Origin of the sequence: Anaerococcus prevotii DSM 20548 (assembly GCF_000024105.1) — a bacterium.
Classification (GTDB): Bacteria; Bacillota; Clostridia; order Tissierellales; family Peptoniphilaceae; genus Anaerococcus; species Anaerococcus prevotii.
In genome coordinates this window covers 377,084-399,557 of sequence record NC_013171.1, presented here as the reverse complement: position 1 = coordinate 399,557, position 22,474 = coordinate 377,084, and the positions used below count along the sequence as shown (strand labels likewise).

The 22,474-nt window shown below is 32.7% G+C and carries 16 protein-coding genes and 2 pseudogenes; 3 read left to right on the top strand and 15 right to left on the bottom strand.

Annotated elements, in window-relative coordinates; genetic code table 11:
- Positions 1–284 precede the first annotated feature (284 nt).
- From APRE_RS01900 to APRE_RS01875, 6 genes are all read right to left on the bottom strand, one after another.
- The gene (locus tag APRE_RS01900; protein WP_015777311.1) at positions 285–1,907 is read right to left on the bottom strand and encodes an ATP-binding protein; all 1,623 of its coding nucleotides are present in this window, start codon (positions 1,905–1,907) and stop codon (positions 285–287) included.
- On the bottom strand, positions 1,897–3,153 hold the full coding sequence (locus tag APRE_RS01895; protein WP_015777310.1) for an SIR2 family protein: 1,257 nt from the start codon (positions 3,151–3,153) through the stop codon (positions 1,897–1,899). Before APRE_RS01895 ends, APRE_RS01900 begins: the two co-directional genes overlap by 11 nt.
- A 23-nt stretch (positions 3,154–3,176) precedes the next feature.
- Positions 3,177–5,774: a DEAD/DEAH box helicase family protein gene (locus APRE_RS01890; protein WP_015777309.1), complete on the bottom strand. Its 2,598-nt coding sequence runs from the start codon at positions 5,772–5,774 to the stop codon at positions 3,177–3,179.
- A 4-nt stretch (positions 5,775–5,778) separates the two neighbouring features.
- Positions 5,779–7,689: a DNA methyltransferase gene (locus tag APRE_RS01885; protein ID WP_015777308.1), complete on the bottom strand. Its 1,911-nt coding sequence runs from the start codon at positions 7,687–7,689 to the stop codon at positions 5,779–5,781.
- A gap of 540 nt (positions 7,690–8,229) precedes the next feature.
- Positions 8,230–8,370 carry a hypothetical protein gene (locus tag APRE_RS01880; RefSeq protein ID WP_218564994.1) on the bottom strand — a complete coding sequence of 47 codons (141 nt, stop codon included), beginning with the start codon at positions 8,368–8,370 and terminating at the stop codon, positions 8,230–8,232.
- Positions 8,371–8,578: 208 nt separating this feature from the next.
- Entirely contained in the window at positions 8,579–9,454 is an 876-nt protein-coding gene (locus tag APRE_RS01875; protein ID WP_015777307.1) for a LysR family transcriptional regulator, read from the bottom strand.
- Between the two features lie 105 nt (positions 9,455–9,559).
- Between APRE_RS01875 and APRE_RS01870 the strand changes: the two genes are divergently transcribed.
- A complete protein-coding gene (locus tag APRE_RS01870) occupies positions 9,560–10,594 on the top strand; it encodes a YeiH family protein (protein ID WP_015777306.1) in 1,035 nt (344 codons plus the stop codon).
- Between the two features lie 306 nt (positions 10,595–10,900).
- Here the strand turns inward: APRE_RS01870 and APRE_RS01865 are convergent, their stop codons facing one another.
- The 4 genes and pseudogenes from APRE_RS01865 to APRE_RS01855 all read right to left on the bottom strand — a co-directional run bounded on the left by APRE_RS01865 (position 10,901) and on the right by APRE_RS01855 (position 13,302).
- The gene (locus tag APRE_RS01865; RefSeq protein WP_015777305.1) at positions 10,901–11,740 is read right to left on the bottom strand and encodes a KilA-N domain-containing protein; all 840 of its coding nucleotides are present in this window, start codon (positions 11,738–11,740) and stop codon (positions 10,901–10,903) included.
- Positions 11,741–11,797: 57 nt separating this feature from the next.
- Positions 11,798–12,109, bottom strand: coding sequence for an N-6 DNA methylase (locus APRE_RS09870; RefSeq protein ID WP_245941934.1), 312 nt, complete (start codon positions 12,107–12,109; stop codon positions 11,798–11,800).
- 48 nt (positions 12,110–12,157) lie between these two features.
- Positions 12,158–12,435 (bottom strand): annotated as a pseudogene (locus tag APRE_RS09865) (type I restriction-modification system subunit M N-terminal domain-containing protein); the annotation flags it as partial.
- Between the two features lie 162 nt (positions 12,436–12,597).
- A complete protein-coding gene (locus tag APRE_RS01855; RefSeq protein WP_015777304.1) occupies positions 12,598–13,302 on the bottom strand; it encodes a DUF4145 domain-containing protein in 705 nt (234 codons plus the stop codon).
- 233 nt (positions 13,303–13,535) lie between these two features.
- Here APRE_RS01855 and APRE_RS01850 point away from each other — a divergent pair, with 233 nt between their 5' ends.
- Positions 13,536–14,315, top strand: coding sequence for a helix-turn-helix domain-containing protein (locus APRE_RS01850; RefSeq protein ID WP_015777303.1), 780 nt, complete (start codon positions 13,536–13,538; stop codon positions 14,313–14,315).
- 58 nt (positions 14,316–14,373) lie between these two features.
- A complete protein-coding gene (locus APRE_RS01845; protein ID WP_015777302.1) occupies positions 14,374–14,691 on the top strand; it encodes a virulence RhuM family protein in 318 nt (105 codons plus the stop codon).
- 215 nt (positions 14,692–14,906) lie between these two features.
- On the opposite strand, the pseudogene APRE_RS09440 reads toward APRE_RS01845, so the two are convergent.
- The 5 genes and pseudogenes from APRE_RS09440 to glyQ all read right to left on the bottom strand — a co-directional run bounded on the left by APRE_RS09440 (position 14,907) and on the right by glyQ (position 22,473).
- A pseudogene (locus APRE_RS09440) lies at positions 14,907–15,876 on the bottom strand (IS256 family transposase).
- Between the two features lie 1,281 nt (positions 15,877–17,157).
- Positions 17,158–18,690: a glutamine-hydrolyzing GMP synthase gene (gene guaA, locus APRE_RS01825; protein ID WP_015777301.1), complete on the bottom strand. Its 1,533-nt coding sequence runs from the start codon at positions 18,688–18,690 to the stop codon at positions 17,158–17,160.
- A gap of 11 nt (positions 18,691–18,701) precedes the next feature.
- Complete coding sequence (locus tag APRE_RS01820; protein ID WP_015777300.1) at positions 18,702–19,532, bottom strand: pyruvate, water dikinase regulatory protein; 831 nt, start codon at positions 19,530–19,532, stop codon at positions 18,702–18,704.
- Between the two features lie 3 nt (positions 19,533–19,535).
- Entirely contained in the window at positions 19,536–21,599 is a 2,064-nt protein-coding gene (gene glyS, locus APRE_RS01815; RefSeq protein ID WP_015777299.1) for a glycine--tRNA ligase subunit beta, read from the bottom strand.
- Complete coding sequence (gene glyQ, locus APRE_RS01810; protein WP_015777298.1) at positions 21,592–22,473, bottom strand: glycine--tRNA ligase subunit alpha; 882 nt, start codon at positions 22,471–22,473, stop codon at positions 21,592–21,594. Before glyQ ends, glyS begins: the two co-directional genes overlap by 8 nt.
- Position 22,474: the final 1 nt, after the last annotated feature.

The following is a 22,474-nucleotide window of genomic DNA, read 5'->3' as shown; positions in this document are numbered from 1 at the left end:
TCCGTACCAATCCCAGAGAATAAACCATATATTGTTAACTATTTGAATTCTATTAAATAAATTTAGAAAGATCAATCATTTAATTTATTAAGCCTTATAAAAGGTTTATATGTGAATTGAGTATATAATTTATTCCATATATTCGTCATTGTTAAATTAATCTTTTACAGTAATCAAACGATCATATGACTCCTCACATCTCTTAGTTAATAATAATCTATCTCACAAATCTAAAATAATTTTAATCTCATTAATTTATCCTAACTAACTTATAAATTCTATAATTATAATTTAGTGGTATTATTAAAATGTATTCTTGAACATTTTTCAATCTTAAGATTGAGATCTTTAAGTAAATTAATGCTTGTGAAAATTGCTTCACCTTGATTAAGTTTAGGAACTTGTCTTAGGCTACTATCTGATAGATAATTCCTAATAGACTCTATCTCATACCTATGAGTTAATCTATGAATTAATAACGACCCTATCTGTCCTAATAAATCAGATGGTACATCATTTGGATTTTGTGTTGTCAAAAAGAGAAAAATCCCCTTTTTTCTCCCTTCCCTTGCAATTGCTGTTAAACCAGTTTGATATCTCACTCCTCCTATATCCTTAGAGTACCTATGAACTTCATCAATAAATATTACGAATGCTACATCATTCTTGTCTTTGTGATTAATTATATAATTACTAATTAAATCAATAATCATGGCTCCTATTCCATCACCAACACCAATTTCTGATGTATTTATATATAAACTTTTAGTTTCATTTTTTATGAATCTATCTATCTCACCAAGTAAATCAAATTTATCATTTTTTGAATTGAAAAAATTTAAAAGTTCAGAATTTCTTAATTTATATTCAACTTTTTGAAATAGCCACTGTTTATTATTAAATTGAAATGCCCCCTTCTGATACAGTTGCATTTTTCTATCGGCTTCAACCCCCTCTTCTAATATCTGTTTGGGTAACAAATCTAAATCAAAATCCAAATCTTCCTCAGTTAAGCTTTTTAATTTATTATTTATATCTTTTATCTCTTTTCCTTCTTTTACAAGTGCACAGTCATTACCTTCCCTTTTTTGATACCTAAGGCTAGTAATTGCATCCGCAATTACAGCTGGTTGAGTTGAATCATTAGTTTCAAATAACATTGCCCGCTGAGAATATGAAACCTTGCCTGGTGTTAAAACTGTATCTCTCCCTAAAGTTAGTTGTTTGATATCATCTTCATAAAATGCGTCTAAATATTCACCTGTTGGATCAATAATTAAAACTTTTTTTTCTGCTAATATAAGTTTATCTAAAATTGATAATGCTGTAGTAGATTTACCACTATTAGTTGTACCTATCGTCATTAAATGTCTATCAAATAGAGTTTCTGGATGTAGTGATATTGTATCGTCACCAAGATTTGAAGCAGTTGCGAATGGTTTAAGTTTTTTATCTAAATAGTTTTTATCTAACCTCTTATTCTCAACTGATTTAAGAAATCTTTTTTTTATTTCATCGTTAACAATATAGACCTTATCAGTAAGACCAACAGTTTTAAATCCTGGAGAAATAAAACCAGAATCTTCTGCTGCTAATAAGCCGATAGTTTCTATTGATAATTCAGAAAAAATATTTTCATAAGTCTCATTATTTAATTCATAATGAGTATTCTTTGAATTTGAGATTTTAGACTGATATACCTCCCCTATAAACAAACCTTGTATCGAGTCAATAACAACATAATAATTAATTATATTAGGTACTAACAATTCTAAATTTATTCTTCTTTGTCGTAACCATGATAGATTTTCAATTTGCACCACAAACCCATCTTTATATACTTGTGAAACCATTCCTAAATAAAAATTATTTTTATCGATATCTGTATAAAATTGATCAATCACCATATTGAACCTCCCCAAAATAGTCAATTAATCCATCTGCTACAGTTCCTTTTAGGAAAGCTATATGATAACCACTATTCATTAACCCTATTAATTCTTTCCAATTCGGAGATTTATCCTTTTTATCTATCGAATAATCTGTTGCCAATATAGTCAAACTAGGATTAGACTTAATGGCTTGTGTTATCATTTTTGCTATATGATTATCTGCAAAACTAAATCCTGTAGTTATTAAGAGTGTATTAGGAGTTTTTAACAACTCTTGAAATTTTGAAAAAAGTTCGAAGTAAGGATTCTCGTAACTATGATAGTACTTATTAGAGCTCGGAAATATCATTATCGGATTCTCGTTGTTTTCCTTATCACATCTAATAATTTTTCCTCCTTCTTGTTTCCGTGTCAATGAACCATGAATTTTTAACAAATTAATAATATTCTTTTTGTATTCAACCTTATCTGAATTAACATTTAAAATAGGTTTAACCAAAAACCAATTAAATAAATCCACATCAAAACTAGGTTTAGCAGTAAATGAAAAACCATCCATTACTGTAAAATTTAATGATTCTGCTGCTTCTTCAAATAATGTATCGTAATTAGTGGTAACTATAGACAGCCTAGATGGAGTTTTAACCATATCTGAAAAAATTTTTATCAAGGTATCATGATTATGAATATTTTTATTGAAAGAATATGATGTTTTATCTTTAATCACTTCTAATATTTTATCTTTTGTTAATTTGTATTTCTTCTTAGTATCATTCTCGTCCATGAATTCCTCGTAAGATAAAACCTTAGATAAAAAATCTTCTAAAATAAAATCATGATTATAATGTTCTTCAATCTTATCATACTCAAATTTCTTTGTTTCTTTTATTGGAATATTATATTTACATAGTTCACATAGTTCGTTTATTGAAAATAAATCTTCATTTTCTTCCAAAATCTCATCCACAACTTGTGTCAACATATTAACTGTGTGACCATAACTTTTATCGGGAATTCCTTCATCATTATTAACAATAGATGCACCTGCACCAGCTAAAATAACTGTATTTTCATAAGGGTAAATGAATCTAGAAACTTCTTTTTTAATCAATTGTTTAAACTCGTAATCTGTAATTGACTCATTATCTTCAGTTTTTAATACCTGATCATTTTTCATATACACTATTTCATTATTTTCATTAGACCTAGCACCAAAATGAATATCTTTTGATATATAGTAGTTTACTATATCTTCTTCCATAACCACTCCTTTTAAAGCTGCTCTTAACTAAAGTTTTTTCTAATCTCTTCCTCAAATTCTTCCATCCTACACTCCCTATTAAAGAATGGAAGTCCTATAATCTTATACTTGTTATCATCCACATAAGTTTTTGTAGGTATGCCCTGTTCTTCAATTTTTAGTAGGAAATCTTCTTTCCATTTGTCTTTTTTTAGTAGATGGCTACCTTTAGGTTCAATATAAATTTGTTCTTGCAAATATCCATCAGTTCCTTTCTTTTGTAAGAACAATAAGAAGTCTGGCTCAAATCTTTCTCCTGTATCAAATTCATAAATAGCCAAGGCCGGAATTCTCTCGTTTCTTACCAAATAAATATCATCATATTTACTTCTCAAATCCTTAACTATCCCCTTGAAATATTTGACAAAGGCTTTTTCTTCACCTGTTCCATAGTTATCATTGTAGACATACCATTGCTCGTATGATAAGTCCAAGACGTCTTCATTGGCAATCATGGATTGGGACACTCCTACTCCATCTCCATGTGGATTGTCAATATATATTTTTTTATCTTTTAATACCTCGTAGACTCTCTTAGCGTAGAATTCCTTGGTTCCTTCATACTCAGTTTCTATCTTTTGTAAATATAATGATATTTCTTTAAGTATTTTCATTGTTCCATCATAAAGATCTTTGGCTTTTAATTTCTTGTATGGGCTTTCTATTTGTAAGCTTATATTTCCCAAATAATTTCCAGATTTCAAAAATTCTTTCTTTGATTTTAAGTTAGGAAAATATGACTTAAGTGTATTGAATTTTAAGACCTCAAAATTTGACATTGCACCTTCAGCAATATTTAAAGGTATATTTTTAAATTTATAGTTAAAAGTATTAGTCATCTCATTAGCCTTTACTTTTCCCTCATCAAACAATCCATATATAAAAGAACTTCCTGTGGATACTTTATGCTGGTAATATCCATTTCGTATTTTTTTATCTATTCCTGCAACTGATTTTCTTGACTTTTCAACTTTTCTATTTGAAAATACATAGGCTTCCCTGAAAAAATCTGTTTGTTTAAATTCATCTTTCAATATATAATTTATTTCCATCGAAGCATCTGCTAATAAACCGGTTTGTTTTAGTGCATATCGTAATTCACTAATATACCTTGAGTCTTGCATAGAATGATATAGAAGCGTTTCAAGTATTCTATTCTCATTATTCATATCAAAATCATACTTACGCTTATTTCTTGGCTGACCATCCTCAATTTTAAATGGACAATACCTTGCACCACGACCTATTAGTTGAGCTTCACTAATAGTTGTTTTTCCCGGCTTCCCATTTTTTCCATCTCTTGTTTCATATAATCTTACAATATCAAAAAGATTTAATACATCCCAGCCCTCATTTAACATATCTACAGTAAAAATTATCCTATATGGATTATCTTTTGCTTCAAGAGAGTTTATGTATATTTGTTTATCCTCAGATATTGTTTTCGAATCTAAAAGTATAGAATTCTCAACAGAAAATCCTAATTTAATATCAGATACTAATGAATTCAAACTTGAGTCTTTTTTAAAAAAATATTCAATTGCATTTGTCAAATACTCATTATCAGAATCCTTATATTTTAGAATTTCTTCAGCCTTAAGATTATTTAATTTTTGATAAAACTCATCATAAAATTCTTTTGAATCTTTAATAATTTTTGACTTCAATAAAACAACTGGCTTTATATTTTGACCATTGTCTCCAAACAAATGTCTCCTATATTCACTTATAACAAGGGCAAGAAGAGTTCTTGACCACCTGTCATAATCACCTTGCATATTATTAAAGTCTTTGGTGTATCCACTCTCTCTAAACTTAGATAAGGTATAATCATAGACAATTTTATCCAAATATTTCTTCTCAACATTAGGGTCTTTTAAGTCTGCAGTTGCTGTAAATTCTAGCAAAACATTATCTCTATTTGCTCTAAATATTCTTTCAATTGTATATTCCCAACTTTTGGCATTTTCATCTAAGTTTCTTTTTTCAGTTTTTGTTAGGCCTTTGGTCACAGTATTGATATGGTGGGATTCATCAGATATTAAGACAATTTTATCATCCTCAAAATCTTCAAAAGTAGGAGAATTCTCCTTTGTGAAATTCATGTCCAGATGAAGTTTATGTGTGGAAGTAAAACAAATATTTATAGCATTTTTATCATAAAAAGCAAAATTATTTACTTTTTTTACTTGAACTTGCTCACCCATTAATTCAATATTATCAGCAAAGAGATACTTAATAGAAGATGGATTCAGAAAATTTCCTTTAGTCTTTTTTATAATATTATTCTGATTTACAAAAAACAAAAACTTCCTATAGCCCTTGGTATATAGATATAAAATCAAACCTGCCATAATAACAGTCTTACCAGAACCAGTTGCCATATGAAATAAATTATGGATTTGTTTATTTTTTATCAAATTACTTTCAACATAGGTTATAAAATACCTAAAAGCATCTTCTTGATAATCACGCAAAATTATATTAGGATTTAAGTTTGACTCTATATAGGAAGGCAATTCTTTCAAAGCTCCTATTTTTTTAATAACGTCTAACTCTTGGTATAAATATTGGTCAGTCATGATATCACTCCTTGCCATAGAAGCTTCTAGTAAATGCCTTGTCAGCCTCACTCACCTTATAGTCTTCATCGTCTATATCTGATAAATTTACATAAAGCTGGTTTTTATTTAAAAGCTCCATTACTAGATTCTTTTGATCATCAAGACTAAGCTTATCAAAATCATCCTCATTTACTTTTAAATCACTAGGTAAGATAGAAGGAATTAATTTCCCATTATCAATGGCCTTATTCAAAACAATTTTAACTTGATCAGTATTTTCCGCTTTTTCTAGTTCATTGACTAGACTTTCATTATCTTCTAAAAGCTCACAGTAAACAAAAGAGCCTCCACCTTGCCAGTTTACAGATTTAGAAATACCACCTTGTTCACCTTCAATTACTTTTTTAAGCCTCTCGATAGTCAAATCATTAATATAATTCATTTGTTCTATACCGATATAATGACGTCTCATTTTATGAGAAACGGCTGCAGTTGTACCAGATCCTAAAAAAAAGTCTAAAATTATATCATCTTCTTTTGTTGAAATTTCTATAATTGATTTTAGTAGGCTCTCAGGTTTGGCATATTTGAAATCTTCATTATTTACGATATCTTTTTTAGCTGTTTTACCTTTTCCCATTAATTGTTCAACAAATTCTTTTAGTATATAATCTGAAAATACAGATGAACCATTTTCTAAATCTCTTATTTCATCTTCATCTTTAAATGATCTTCTAAACGGAATTTCTCCTGTCATAAATTCATAATCATCTGGAAATCCTATATATCCTTTTTTATACCAATCATCAAATGTATCTTTAGTAACTCTCCAAACTGAATTTTTATTTACAGGATATACTTTTCCAGTCTTTGGATTAACCATGTCAAAATAAGAATTTGGTCTTTCTTGATAATTTTTTTGCTGTCTAATATCACCTCTTCTCCATGGTCTTCCAGGAAAATCATCAGTTTCTATGTAGGATCTTTGTATTTTCCTTCTAATAACAGAGTCATTCTTATTTCCCATTGTATATATTAAAATGAAATCAAAATCTTGACTAAAATTAAATGAAACGTCATTTTTACCTTCACGAGTTTTTCTGGGCATCGTTCCTACAAATTTTTCTTTTCCAAAAATTTCATCTAATATTGTTTTCACGTAGTGCATTCCATCTTCACCTACGTGAAACCAAAGTGTTCCAGATTCTGTTAATAATTCTCTAGCAAGCTCAACTCTATTTTTTATAAATGTTAACCATGTCGAAAATGAGAAATTTGAATTATATTTGAAAGCATCATACTCTTTAGTGTCATTGAAATAATATGGAACGTCTATGTAAATCATTTGAATTTGTCCCTTATATTTTTTTAGGATAGAAGACAAAGCAAGCAAATTATTTCCTTTTATAATCAAGTTACCATCTTCTTTAAATTCTATATTCTCTTCTATTCCGTCTTTAGTATATCGTTTAGCATTCCCTAAAACTTTTGGAGCTAAAAGTCTGTTTACCTGGTCTGGAGCAAGGGTTTCATTATAAAAAATTTCATCTCTTTTTTGGTCTTCTTTGGTCTGTCCACCCTCAAGGACACAGTCTTTGTAAGGCCATACCAATGAAACATCTTGTTTTTGACTAAATAAATTATTATTAGAATCAACAAGACCTATCTTATTTTTATACATAGTAAAAGAATCCGGAAGAAATTCTTTTGACTCTAGAACCCAAACAAATTTATTTTTATCAAAAACATATATGTCATCAACTCTCGTAAAAAAAGTTTCTTTTAATAAATCATTATTTAGCAAGGTTTTTAATAATTTCTCATCATTAAATCTTGCAGCATCCGATACTTTTGTCTTTATTATCTCATTATTTTCCCCAGTAAATCGTTCATCTGAACTTAAGACTTTACTCAATTCATCTATAAATCTCATAAAATAACTCCTATGTAAAATTAAATAGTAACTAAAATACAATATAAACTGATATATTTCACTTATCTTATATCTATTATAACACACGAAAATATACTAATATGTGAACGAACTTGATTTTAACAAAAAAACCACAGAATCAACTGTGGCATTTTACTATTATAGTGTAATATTTATTACTCCCATTCTTCTTTTCCAGATGTACGATATATCCCAAATCATTCAAAATGCTAGATTTTATTTTTTCTAATACCGCCAAATTCATCTAATTATATGACGTTTTCAAATTTTAGTCCCGTCCCAGTTCCAGTACCGGAATTAAATGTAATTTCAGAAATGTAAATCTTGAGCAGAATCATAATGTAAATAATTTATTGAAAACTAGATTCAAATAGTCCTCTTGATGAATTTACCCCATCCTTTGTAACTTAACGATAGAAGACATTGTCTTTAACAAAGTTAATTTTTTCAAATAAATATGAGAATAGAGCTTGCATGATTCATTTTTTACAAGCACTATTTACAAAATTTTAAATTCAATTAGAATGATTCTATCAGTTCTAGTTTTTTTAAAGGAGTCTTGACTACATCTATTTTATCTCCATATCTATCATCAATTTCAAAAGACCCGTCATTTATTTCATATAGTCTTTTTTTAAGTTTCTCTAATAATGCAAGCATTTTATACTTGTCTTTTTTCTCTTGTTCTTCATCGAAAAAGCAAGCCTGATCATTATAATCAAAGTGTCAGACTTTGTTCTTATATCTAAGTTTATTATATTGCCAATAATAAAACACCTTAAAAATTGGGATTAGCCATTTTTTTGCTTTTACAAAACGATATTTTTCTTTACCTATCTTAGCCTAAGCTAATACTATGAAATTTCTTCTAATAAAAAGCTTCAGCTATTTGCAAATACAAATCAGTAAATATTGAATTTTTACTGGCAACAAGGGACAAATCATGAACTAGATTGAAATCTTCTAGGTCCATAACCCTGAGAATACCTTCTTCTAGTTCTTTTTTTACACAAGATTCAAAAATAAAACTTATGCCACAATCCGATCTTAGCATTTCTACTATGGAACGCATATTATTTATCTCTACGATATTTGCAAAATCTTTCGTATCAATATTGTCCATGCTTAGAAAATTTTTTAATATAGCTAAGGTACCAGATCCGTCTTCTCTGATAATAATTCTTTCATCTAATAAGTCTGTTAACTTTTTTACTGGTTTTTTAAACTTGTGGTCCTTGTGGCTGATGCAAACAATCCTATCGCTTTTGTATTTTTTGATAAAATAATCACTAGATTTTATAAATCCCTCTATAATAGCAAAGTCTATCCTCCCACTATCAATATCCCTTAAAATCTCATCCGTATTTTCATAATAAATATGGAAATCACAAGAAGGTTTTTCTTTAATCAAGGATATAAGCTTATCCAATATTATATATTCTCCTACCGACCTAGTAAAACCCAAGGAAATTTTTTCACTCTTAGTTTTTTTCTCAGATAATATCGTCTTCAACTTATCTTGATCATTTGACATAGAAAGTAAAGCAGATTTTAGAATCTTGCCCTCATCTGTTAGACACAAATTCCTCTTATTTCTATAAAAAAGTTTACAATTGTAATAAGTTTCTAAATATTTAATATGAGTAGATATGGCTGGCTGTGTTATATTAAGACTTTCAGCAGCCCTTGTAAAATTCATATATTTACATACTTCCAAAAAACTTTCTATCCTAAAATCTAACATATCATCCTCCACATCTATCATAACAAATTTTTATCATATAGTAAATAATTATAATTTTACATTATATATATTTATTATATAATAAAAAAAGTGAAAGGAGAATATATGATAAAATCTATAGAAAAAAATATAAAAGGGATTATTCTTTGCCTTATAATTGCAATAATATCGCAGATAATCGGCAAAAGAATCCCACTAGTAGGCCCAGCAGTCTTTGGTATTCTAATTGGAATGGCCCTAGGTCAAATTATAAAAGACAAAAAACCTTATATTGGTGGTGTGAGATTTACATCAAAGAAAATCCTTCAATATGCTGTAATCCTCCTTGGGTTTGGTCTTGATCTTGGAATTGTTTTAAAAACTGGTAAACAATCACTTCCAATCATCCTATCTACCATATCAACATCACTTATAATCGCATACCTAGCCTATAGGACTGGGCTAATAAAAGGAAATATTGCAACTCTTGTTGGTGTTGGATCATCAATTTGTGGAGGCTCTGCAATTGCAGCTGCCGCTCCAGTTATAGATGCAGATGAAGATGAGATAGCCCAAGCCATATCTGTCATATTCTTTTTTAATATCTTAGCCGCTATTTTATTTCCAAGCCTAGGTCGTATGATTGGATTTTCTACTACCGATGGTCATGCCTTTGGTATATTTGCAGGATCTGCTGTTAATGATACATCATCAGTTACAGCATGCGCATCAACATGGGATACAATGTATAATCTAGGTAGCCAGACACTTGATAAGGCTGTAACAGTAAAATTAACTAGAACCCTAGCTATAATTCCAATATGCTTAGGACTAGCCTTCATTAGGATGAGAAACGCTGATCAAGAAGATAACAAAAAAATTTCTATAATACAAATTTTCCCATTCTTTATAATCTACTTCATCCTTGCAAGTTTGATTACAACCATAGCCCTAGCCAAAGGAGTAAATATTGAATTTTTCAAACCCTTTAAGGACTTATCCAAATTTTTTATTGTAATGGCAATGTCAGCTATTGGTTTTAATAGTGATATAGTAAAACTATTAAAATCAGGAGCTAAGCCACTAGCCTTAGGAGGAATGTGCTTTATATCAATCACATCCATAACCCTAATACTAGAAAAAGTTCTAGGCATCTTATAATCTTTTAGAAACTGACCCCAAAAGTTAGCAATAAAACTAACTACTAGGGCCAGTTTTTTATTAAAAAATATAAGATCAGTAAGCAGAAAGCTTTAAATTATAACTAATGAAAAATAATAAACCAAATCCTAACCTTTATAGATATTTTTACTCTCATTATTCTTTTACAAGCATAAGAAATGTTCCAAACTAATCAAAATACAAGATTCTATTTTAAAAATATATCAAACCCACCTAATTATAGGAATTTTTCAGATTTTAGTTCCGTCCCAGTCCCAGTACCGGAACAAAAACTCTATAATAATTTTACTTGTGTAGTTTTTTTATATCTGATTGGTTTAATTTTTCTAAAGATACGAGTTGGGCCTTTGCAAGATTTCTAAGTTCAATCATTCTTTCTTTTTGCGCTAATCCCTTTTCAATTAAAATTGCATTGTAGGATTCCATATTTGCAAGCACCAATAGTTCATTAAGACTTGCATAGTCTCTCATATTTCCTTTTAGGTCAGGATTTTCTTCACGCCACTGTTTTGCTCTTTTATTAAATAGTGCCACATTAAGCATATCTGCTTCACTTGCATATTTAAATGATAACTGCTCATCTGTAAGGTCTTCTAATAAATACTCTTTAATGGCATCTGTATGAATTTTATAATTGATTTTAGATATTTCTCTATGCAGATTCCATGTTAATGACAATTTTGAGTTTTCATCTTCTTTAAGTCTTTGATAATCTTTAATTATATAAAGTTCAAATTCTGCAGATATCCATGAAGCAAATTTAAAAGCTATATCCTTATGAGCATATGTGCCACCATATCTACCCAACTTTACAAATAGTCCTACTGCATTAGTGGTTTTCTGCCATTTTTGAGGTGATAAAGTAAAAGCGTTACTGCCCGCCTCTTTTAAATACCCCTCGAATTCGAGGGGGTTAAAATCTGGATTATTTAACTGCTCCCAAATGCCAAGATATTCTATTGTATTATAGTTTCGCATCCAATTTGAAACAACTACATTAGGTTCCTCCTTGTTTTTATATTTTGCTATATCAGTAAGACTTATATAGTCATTTTTAAAATCTTCTGTGTATACCTCAATATCAAAGCCTTTAGCAGAAATTTTTTCTTTTTTAATTTTTGACAATATACCCCCTCCTTACACTGGCGTATTCTTTACAATAATTATTATATAATCATTGCTCTAAACAGCACACCAACTATTTATTTTTTGAGTTTTAAACTTTGGTGGAAGTCTTGATCTCCTTGTATTCACATAACTATTTGCCTCTATCACTATTACGGCACGAGACCCGCAACAAGTGTCATACCCCCTGCCTTGGTAGGGTTCTAGGATTTTTACTATTGTTCTAACTATTGATGTAGGTGTGTAAAATTCTCCCGCATTTCTACCTTCAAGACTTGCAAACTTAGCTATGGCATATTCATAGCTCCTGCCAAGTATATCTTTATATGAGCCGTGGTCCTTGAGATTTAGATTATCAAAAAGAACCACTACTTCCCCAAGCCTTCTTTTATCAAGCTCAGGTCTAGCGTAGTTTTTAGGCAAGATTCCATTAGGTTTAGGATTTTCTTCTTCTATGGATATCATAGCCTGATCTATTAGCTGGCCAATTTCTGGACTGGTAGCATTAGATGCTACATATTCCCATCTAGCTTCTTTAGGTACAAAAAATATATTTTCAGTCAAGTATTCATCCCTATCCTCAGCATAATCTTCACCATCTTCCAAAAGACTCTTATACTTAGCTTCAAAGGAATCTGATATATATTTTAAAATATCAGCCCTAAAACAACGTTTTTATATTCAGCCACATCCATATTGCCCCTGAGCTTATCAGCTGCAGCAAAAATTTCTTTTTCAAAACCAAGGTTGGTTCCAGTGACATTATCCATTATGTGCTCCTATTTTTATTATTTTCTACTTATCATATCATAAAGTATTTCCCATACTTATAATTTAATAATTGTTTTAAATAATATTTACTTTTCAAATCCTAATTTTTCTTTAGAATCTTTGATACTAACTATGTCTTCAAATAATTTTTCTCTTTCATGCATATCTATATACCAAGACTTAATAAGTACCTCTATAAGTAATATTAATTTTTCAGCTTCCCAAGGCTCTATATCTATAATAAGGCTTGTATCCTTTTGCATATGAGCTCCAATATTTCCTATTTTACGCAAGGCATCTATGGCATCCCAAGTATTGGCATCTACTTTATCACTTATAGCATCAATTTCCTTATATAAATTTTTCTCATTTACTTTCCACCTATCTCTGATCATACTTTGTAGGCATCTTCTTGATAAGGTAGCTGAAGCCTTTGGGCTTAATTCTAATATATCATATGCTTCAGTATAATCTTTCAATATATGGCTTGGTATGTAATTTGGATATTGTTTGGCTTGAGATGCTGGGAATATTCTTCGTCTGAATCCTTCAGGAAATTGTGAACCTGCTCCTATTATATCTATGGTTACTTTCTTGCAAGCTGGGCATTTATTAAATTGTATAATTAATCCAGATGTATCTAAATGTAGATATTCAATCTTATCTTCTGAATTTTTCTGTTTATAATTTTTCCAATTATTAGAATCAAACTCAGGACAGGCTTCATAAAAAGTATCTTTAGTCAAAGCAAATATCTTCTTACAAAATGGACACTCTAAGTAATCGTTCATTTATTATCCTTTCTAAAATAATCAAAGGTCTAACTAACATTTTTTATTTATTATCACAATTATTATATCATATAGGCTCCGAATTCTTAATATTTTATAATAATACAAAGTAGGAATTTATAAGTAATAAAACTAAGAGTAAATTTATGGTTTTAAAAATCCTGATTGACTTTATTTAAAATGGTGGCATAATGTATATAAGTGGCAAGCCATATTTAGAATGGAGGAATATAATGAATTCAATAGAAAATAATAACAACATGTCTAAGCTAATAAAAAACAGAAGAGAAGAATTGGGTTTAACTATTGAACAAGCTGCAAAAAAAGCTAATGTAGGCACTAGAACATGGAGTAGGTATGAATCTGGAAATCCAATTAGACAGGATAAAATTAAGGGTATATTAGTAGCTTTAAGGTGGTCAAAATTTCCTAATGATGAAGAAACAGATGTTGAAAATTATCTAGATGAGTATAGGACTCATGATGCATGGTCAGAAACGATAAACGACTTATACGGTAAATACGCAGCTATAGCATTTTGCATAGGTTCTGATATCTTATCAGATGATATAATGATGGATCTAGAAGAATTATCAAGTTTGCCTAAAGGTTCACACATTGGTCAATTAAATGCCTCTAGCCTTCAGTTATCCTTACCAGAAGAATTCCTAATGGAGTATGATTATAATTTCTTAATAAAATTAAAAAGAGCTTTAAATCAATTAATAATAAAAGCTGTGAAGGGTTATGACTTTATAGCTCATAAGCCTATTGAAGAGATAATATTAAAATCAATCATTGACGAGGCTGAGTTATTAATGCAAGAAATGTTAATCAATCTTAATAAAGATGACTTTGAAGATTTCCAGTATTGGGATGAGTGGATATACGATATGTTTGGAGATAATGATATTGAAATATTTTTATATTCAGATATGTCATTCCCTATAGCTGATGATTATAAGTTTGATAATTGGTTTGAAGATAGGTTTTATGTAAATGATGATGAATAATTTTTTTTATATTATTTTAAGATTAGGATAAAATAAAAAATAAATACCTGGAGGTATTATGAGCGGAGAATTAAATAAAGATGAAAAGCAAATTAGATCTTCTGCTGCTGAATATTTGACCTATATAGCTACCACAGGAAATGATGAAGATGCTATTGAAATAAGATATGAAGATGAAAATATTTGGCTTACTCAAAAGATGATGGCTACTCTCCACAATGTGAGTGTTTCTACTATAAATGAACATTTAAAAAATATATTTGAAGACAAGGAACTGCAAGAAAAAGCAACTATTAGGAATTTCCTAATAGTTCAAAAAGAAGGTAATAGGAACGTTTCAAGAGAAACAAAGGGATCTGTAAGGGTCTGTAAATAATTTTGTGTATCAACCTAAATCCTGATTAAGGGTAAGGGTTGATACATTTTTTATGTATCAATATATGTCCATTTCTTTAGAAATGGAGCTTAACTTAATTTTACTTGGGCTTAATAAACTGTCAAATTTTCATGAAAATTTGCAGCCGATTTCACGCTAAATTTTTTGCTTGATTAAAACCTCCCTTCAAAAAATATTGATAATTGGGATAAGATTTAATCCCAGCCACGTATTCTACTTGTCCATTTGCTTGAGGCATCTACCATAGCAAGGTACAAGCTTTTTTGTAGTGCGTAGTCATTTGGAAATATGGTTTTATTTTTGGTTACTTTTCTTAGTTGCCTATTGAAGTTTTCCATGGTATTTGTTGTATAGATTAGTTTTCTTATTCCTTCTGGATATACTGCTTCTATAGCCTGGCTAAATCCTGGTAGGTTATCTGTTGAAACTATTAGGATATCTTCAAGACCTCTCTCTTTTAGCTGATTTAATACTAAGAGCCAGTATTTGCTTGATTCATTTTCTCCTACCCAGGGTCTGCCCCTCGGGTACATGCCAAGTATATCTTTAAAACCTTCTAGATTGTAGCATAGAGCAATGTATACTGCTTTTTTGACTACTATGTTGTTTTCTCTTACGTGATAGTGGATGGCGTCTAAAAAGACCATAGGATAGATTTTTTCTAGCGGTCTATTTTGCCACTCTTCTATGGTTGGTAGTATTTTATTTGTTATTTTACTTACCATTGTTTCTGATATGCCAAATCCATAGATATCTTTGATATGAGATGATATGTCTCTTGTTATAAGGGTCTACTCCAGCCAATAATATCCAACGAATGAAATGAGTTGATGATATTATTAGGCGAGGGTATTCCTTTTCCATACATTGATATCATCTGATTTACTATGTTTGAGGTGTCTTTTTCGTATTTTTTAATGATTGTGGTTCAAATATCCCTTCTCTATCTCTTGGTATGTTTAAATCTATATTTCCATATGATGATCTAACTGTTTTTTACTTGTACCGTTTCTTGTATTTAAGGAAAGTGGTTTTTCTCCATATTCATAGTCTAAATGCTTATCTAATTCTGCTTTTAAAAGTTCTTACATTGTATCGCCTAAAATCTTTTAGTGCTTCTTGAATATCTTGTTCACTTTGAGGCTGATACTCTTCGATTAACATTTTTGCTATTTTGTTAAGTCTTGTTTCTGGTCTTTTACTTAGCATTAAATTTCCTCCTGATTAGTTTTTCTTTATCCTAATCAGGAGGCTCCTATACACAAAATTTTACACAGTCTCTAATATTTAGTTTATTCTTTTTAGCTTCCAGTACCATTTGAGTACCAGTAGCCAATTTTCCTACCACTTTCCTCTCGAAAACTCTCCTGAGTTTTCTCTCTTAGTTTTGTGCAAGCCCGTCTGACTTTGGGAAGACCCTCCACGCGAAGTCCTAACTCTATTTCGTTAGAAATAGATGGTAGGTCTGGTGCAGTGGCTGAGTGGTCTCGAAAATGACCGATGCTTAAGCATCGGCCACACTTAGATGGTGGGACTAACGAAAACCACAGTTTTACTGCTCTCCGTGTTCCGCACTATTTTTCGGGTAAAACTCCCACACAGGGATATCCTCTCAGAAACTCTTTTCGAGTTTCTTCGCTTAGTTCTCTGGATTCGCTTGAAACTCCGCTCCTTCGCTTATCTCAGATATGAAAATGCTTCGCATTTTCCACCCAAGATGGTGGGACTACTCCCATTCTCGACTCGAAATCGATGATGATCATATTTGTCACATCAGCGATTTCTCGCCTAAGAAGGGCAGACCTTCCATTCTTGAAACTAAAGTTTCAACAATGGGGTCCTGACATAAAATATCGCTTGCGATTCCTAACTTTATTTTGATTTTGAATGTAATATCTCTTCGTTTGAGTGAATCTATATCATACTTGAAAATTATTTAATAATTTTCAATCCCATTCAGCGAATCAGAAAAGCCAACGCTCAGTCACACACCTTAAAAACCCTTCCTTTTCGTCAGGATTTTTCAGGATTTGTGACATAAGCTTAATCATCTATTTATTCTGCGGTGCTTTGCACCTTGATAAATAGTGATTAACACAAAAATATCGCCTACGATATTTTTGTTAGCATTATATTCGGTCGCGTCGGCTTTTCTTCCCTGCAGAAGGGCAGCCATCCATCTATCTTCGCACTTCGTGCTCGATATATGGGGCTGACGTAAAAACATCGCTTGCGATTCCTCTCGAAAACTCCTTTGGAATTTTCTCGCTTAGTTTTTCGGATTCGCTAACACGCTTTGCGTATTAGCTTATCTCGAAAATGACCGATGCGAAGCATCGGTCACTCTTAGATGATGGGACTAACGAAAATCCCGTTTATTACACAAACTCTTTAGCTGCTACCGCAGCTGATTTCCGGGTAAATCGACCGAAATCAACGGTCGATTTACTCCCATTCAATTGTTCCAGGTGGTTTACTTGTTATATCGTATACTATTCTTCCTACTCCGGCTACTTCGTTTATCATTCTATTAGATAGAGTTTGCATTAGATCGTATGGGAGGTTGGCGGCTTCTACTGTCATGGCGTCGGTGCTGGTTACTGCTCTTACTGCTATGACGTTTTCGTAGACTCTTGCGTCTCCTTTTACTCCTACAGTCTTGATTGGTGTCCATACTGTGAAGTATTGCCAGATGTCTTCTTTTAAGCCGAAGTTTTCTACTTCTTCTCTTAGGATTGCGTCTGTTTCTCTTACTATTTCTAGTTTGTCTTTGGTGATTTCACCGATTACTCTTATGGCTAGGCCTGGTCCTGGGAATGGTTGGCGCCATACCATATCATGTGGTACTCCTATTGCCTCTCCTACCGCTCTTACTTCGTCTTTGAAGAGTTCTCTTAGTGGCTCTACGAGTCCTACGAAGTCCATATCTTCAGGAAGGCCTCCTACGTTGTGGTGGCTTTTGATGACACTTGCCTTATCTTTACCGCTTTCGATTACGTCAGGGTAGATTGTTCCTTGGACTAGGTATTTGGCTCCGCCGATTTTTTTGGCTTCTTCTTCAAATACTTCTACGAAGTGGTTGCCTATGATTTTTCTTTTCTCTTCAGGCTCTTCCACTCCCTTAAGTAGACTTAGGAATTCTTCTGATTTGTCGACCATTTTTACGTTTAGACCAAGGTCCTTGTAAGTTTCCATTACAGATTTGGCTTCGTCTTTTCTTAGTAGTCCGTGGTCTACGAAGATACATTGGAGATTATCCCCTATTGCCTTTGATACGATTGTCGCTGCAACTGATGAGTCTACTCCACCTGATAGGCCGCAGATCATTTTTTCTCCAGCGTATTTTTCTTTGATCTCAGCAATTTTTGCCTTGGCAAAGTCTTCCATAGTCCATGTTTTTTCAGCCTTCGCTATGTTTATTACAAAGTTTTCTAGCATTTGTTTTCCGTACTCAGAATGTACCACTTCTGGGTGGAATTGTACCGCATAGATTTTCTTTTCTTTGTTTTCTATGCCTGCCACTGGTGCATTTAAGGTCCAAGCGATCTTCTTGAAGCCTTCTGCGATTTTGTTTACTCTGTCCCTGTGGTTCATCCAGATTACGGATTCTTGAGGTACATTTTGGAAAAGCTCACTTTTTTGGTCTACGAATAGTGGAGTTTTACCGTATTCACCGTTTTTAGGTGTTTCGACTTCTCCCTCGTAGTAGTGGTTGATATATTGGAGTCCGTAGCAGATTCCTAGTATTGGAATGTCTAGGTCAAATATTCTGTCATCTGCCTTTAGTGAGTTTTTGTCGTTTACTGATTGTGGGCCGCCTGTTAGGATTATTCCTGCAACATTTTCAAAATCAATGTCCTCGATTTTGGTATCGCAGTCGAATAATTCAGCGTATACTCCCATTTCTCTAACTCTTCTTACGATGAGTTGGTCGTATTGGCCGCCGAAGTTTAATACTATAATTTTGTCTTTCTTCATGCCCCCTCCTTTTATTGGACTTGCTTTTTGCTCTCTTCTGGAAACTTTTCGAAGTAGTATTGGACAATATCTGTTGCAGTTTGCTCGATTGTGTTTTCTGTAACATCTATTACCTTACAATCTAGGTCCTTGAAGACTTCTTGCGCGTATTCTAGCTCTCTTCTGATTCTTTTATCATCGTAGTATATTGACTCTCCTACTATGCCTAAGGACTTACTCCTTACTTCCCTGATATTTGAAAGCTTATCTGGATCAATCACAAGGCCTATAATCCTGTCTGGATCTACTTCAAATATCTCACGTGGCAATTTTATTTCTGGCACGAGAGGAAGGTTTGAGACCTTGAAGTTTTTGGTCGCAAGAATCATTGTGGTAGGAGTCTTGCTGGTCCTTGACACTCCTACAAGGACTATGTCTGATAGAGGAAAGCCCCTAGGATCTTTGCCATCGTCATATTGGATGGCAAACTCTATTGCTTCTATCATATTGAAGTAGTCCTCTGATAGGGTTCTGGTTAGGCCGATTTCTCTTACTGCCTTAAGACCAGTCGCTTCTTCTACCTTTCTGATTCCGTAGTTTAGGATGTCTAATACTTCGATGTTTTTTTCTTTGGCTACTGCTCTTAGATGCTTGGATAGGTCTTCGTTGGCTATGGTTTGAACGACTATACAATTGCTGTCAGCCTCAGTCATCACTTCGTCGATTTCTTCTGTTGTATCTATGCTTGGTTTTCTAATTAGATTTACTTTAAGATCAGGAAATTGGCTTGTCACTGACTTGATGTAGTTTTGTGCAGTCTCTCCGGTCGAATCACTTATTAGTATTGTAGTCAATTCTTTCATTTTTTACCTTACTATTTCTTTTATATCGAGGATTTGTTCAATCCTTCTTGCCAGTTTGTTTAGCATGGCGATTCTGTTGTTTTTGACTTCTTCGTCATCTACATTGATCATGGTATTGTCTAAATAAGTATTACCTATTTCGCTAGTTTCTTTTATCCTGTTAAGCTCTTCCAAAAAGTTCGCTTCTGCACTTGGACTAAAGTCTTCAAGCTCTGTGATTTTCTCATAGAAAGATCTTTCAAGGTCATTTTCGAATAAATCTTCTCTTACTTCAGCATCTACCCTATAGTCTGAGAGGTTTACGATTCTTGTAAAGTAAGATACTTGATCTTCATTATCTTCTAAGAAGCTATCAATGCTTTTAGCTTTCTTTACGATTTTTATGATATTTAACTCGTCTGTATTTATTACAGAATTTACTGTATCGTAGCTTACCCCATCGTCGATTAACTTGTTTTTGAGTCTGTCCCTAAAGAAGTCTAAGACCTTGTCCATGGCTGTGTCGTAGTCGAAGGCAAGCTCGTTCTTTTCTGTATAGACTAAGAGGGCATCATTTACAAGCTTTCTTAGGTCTATGTCTATAGAGTTTTCTAGGAAGATATTTATTATTCCAAGACAGGCCCTTCTTAGACCGAATGGGTCTTGGCTTCCTGTTACGTATTTTTCTATAGCGTAGAGACCTACTATAGTATCCATCTTATCTGCTATAGAAAGAATGATACCCGTGATAGTTTTTGGTAGGGCTGATCCAGAAGATCTTGGCATGTAGGATTCTTCTATGGCTGTTGCCACTCTTTCTTCCTCTCCTGACTTACTTGCATAAATCCTACCCATAGTTCCTTGTAGCTCAGTAAACTCTACTACCATCTTTGTCACAAGGTCTGCCTTTGATAGGTAGGCTGCTCTTCCTATAGGATGAGCCATATCTTCGCCAATGGCTAGGGCTTGTCTGTATCTTTCTGTAAGGTCCATTAGCCTTTCTGTCTTAAGCTTCATATTGCCCAAACCTTCAAAGAAGGCAAGATTTTCTAGTTCGTCTACATAGGCTTCAAGTGGCTTTTTCATGTCTATCTCATAGAAGAACTTGGCATCTTCTAGTCTTGCTACTAGGACCTTTTTGTTTCCTTCTACTACATTTTCCTTAAATTCTTCGTCACCATTTCTTACGACTAGGAAATATGGAAGTAGATTCTTGTTCTCGTCTAGGACTGGGAAGTATCTCTGATGGTCCTTCATTGGAGTTGTTATTACTTCTTTTGGGATTTCTAGATAGTCTTTGTCGATTCCTCCTATTAGGACAGTTGGATATTCTACTATATTTATAACTTCATCTAGGAGGGCTTCGTCTTTCATATACTCTCCGCCCACTTCGCTAGATAGTCTGTTAAGTCCTCTTAGGATGATGTCTTTTCTGTCCTTGTATTTTAGGATTACGTAGTTTTCCTTAAGGAGCTTTTCGTAGTTTTGTATCTCATCGATTTCTATATGATTTGACCCAAGACTTCTGTGGCCCTTGGTCACTCTTCCTACAGAAATTCCCTCAGCATCAAAGTCTAGGACTTCGTCATCTAGGATTGATACGAACCATCTGATTGGTCTTGCCCATCTGATTGACTTTCCTGCCCATCTCATAGATCTTGGGAAGGAAATTGACTTCACTAGTTCGTAGACATTTTCTCTTAGGACTTCAGCAACTGATTTTGACTTTTCCTTTTTTTCTACATAAATATAGTCTTCGCCCTTGAACTCTCTGATTACTACATCAGATAAGTCCGCTCCTTGGCCTCTTAGGAAACCTAAGAGAGGTTTTTTTGGCTCGCCACCTTCGTCATAGGCAATCTTCACACTTGGTCCTTTGACAGATACGGTCTTTTCTGTAAGGTCTGCCTCTACATTGTTTAACAAGATAGCAAATCTTCTTGGAGTTGACTCTACTGAGATAGACTCGCAAGTTAATTTGTTTTCTTCGATTAGTTTCTTAAATTTATCTTCTAATTGTTTTTTGGTGTTTTTGACATAATCAGAAGGTATCTCTTCTACTCCGATTTCTAATAAGTAATTACTCATCATTATCCTTTCTTAGAAGAGGGTAGCCTAACTCTTCTCTTTTCTCGATAAACTTGTGGGCTACCTTGCTTGATACGTCTCTTACCCTTTTGATATAGTGGCTTCTCTCAGAAACTGATATGGCCCCCTTGGCATCTAGGGTGTTGAAGGCGTGGCTTGTCTTTAAGACATTGTCGTAGGCAGGAATGCATAGACCTAGATCGATTAGTCTGTTGGCTTCTTTTTCGTAAATATTAAACAATTCTTCTAGGACTTCGTTGTCTGCGTCTTCGAAGGAATATTTTGAATTCTCGTATTCGGCTAGACCAAAGATATCTCTATAAGTTAAATCCTTGGACCATTGGATGTCAAATACATTATCCACTCCTGATAGATACATAAAGATTCTTTCAAGACCAATGGTAATCTCACCACTTTCGATCTCGCAGTTTATCCCTCCTACTTGTTGGAAATAAGTAAATTGTGTAATCTCCATTCCATCAAGCCATACTTCCCAACCGAGTCCCCAGGCTCCTAGGGTTGGACTTTCCCAGTTGTCTTCGACAAATCTTATGTCGTGCTCTCTTGGGTTAATTCCTATCGCTTCCAAGCATTCTAGGTAGAGTTCTTGGATATTGTCTGGGGTTGGCTTTAGGAGAATTTGCATTTGGTGGTGTTGGTAGAGTCTGTTTGGGTTTTGCCCATATCTACCATCTGCTGGCCTTCTTGATGGCTCCACATAGCACACCTTCCAAGGCTCAGGACCTAGGGCACGCAAAAATGTATTGGGATTCATAGTTCCTGCTCCCTTTTCCGTATCGTAAGGAAGCATTACCGAACATCCCTCATTCTTCCAAAACTCTTCAAGTTTCATTATTAAATCTTCAAAGTACATT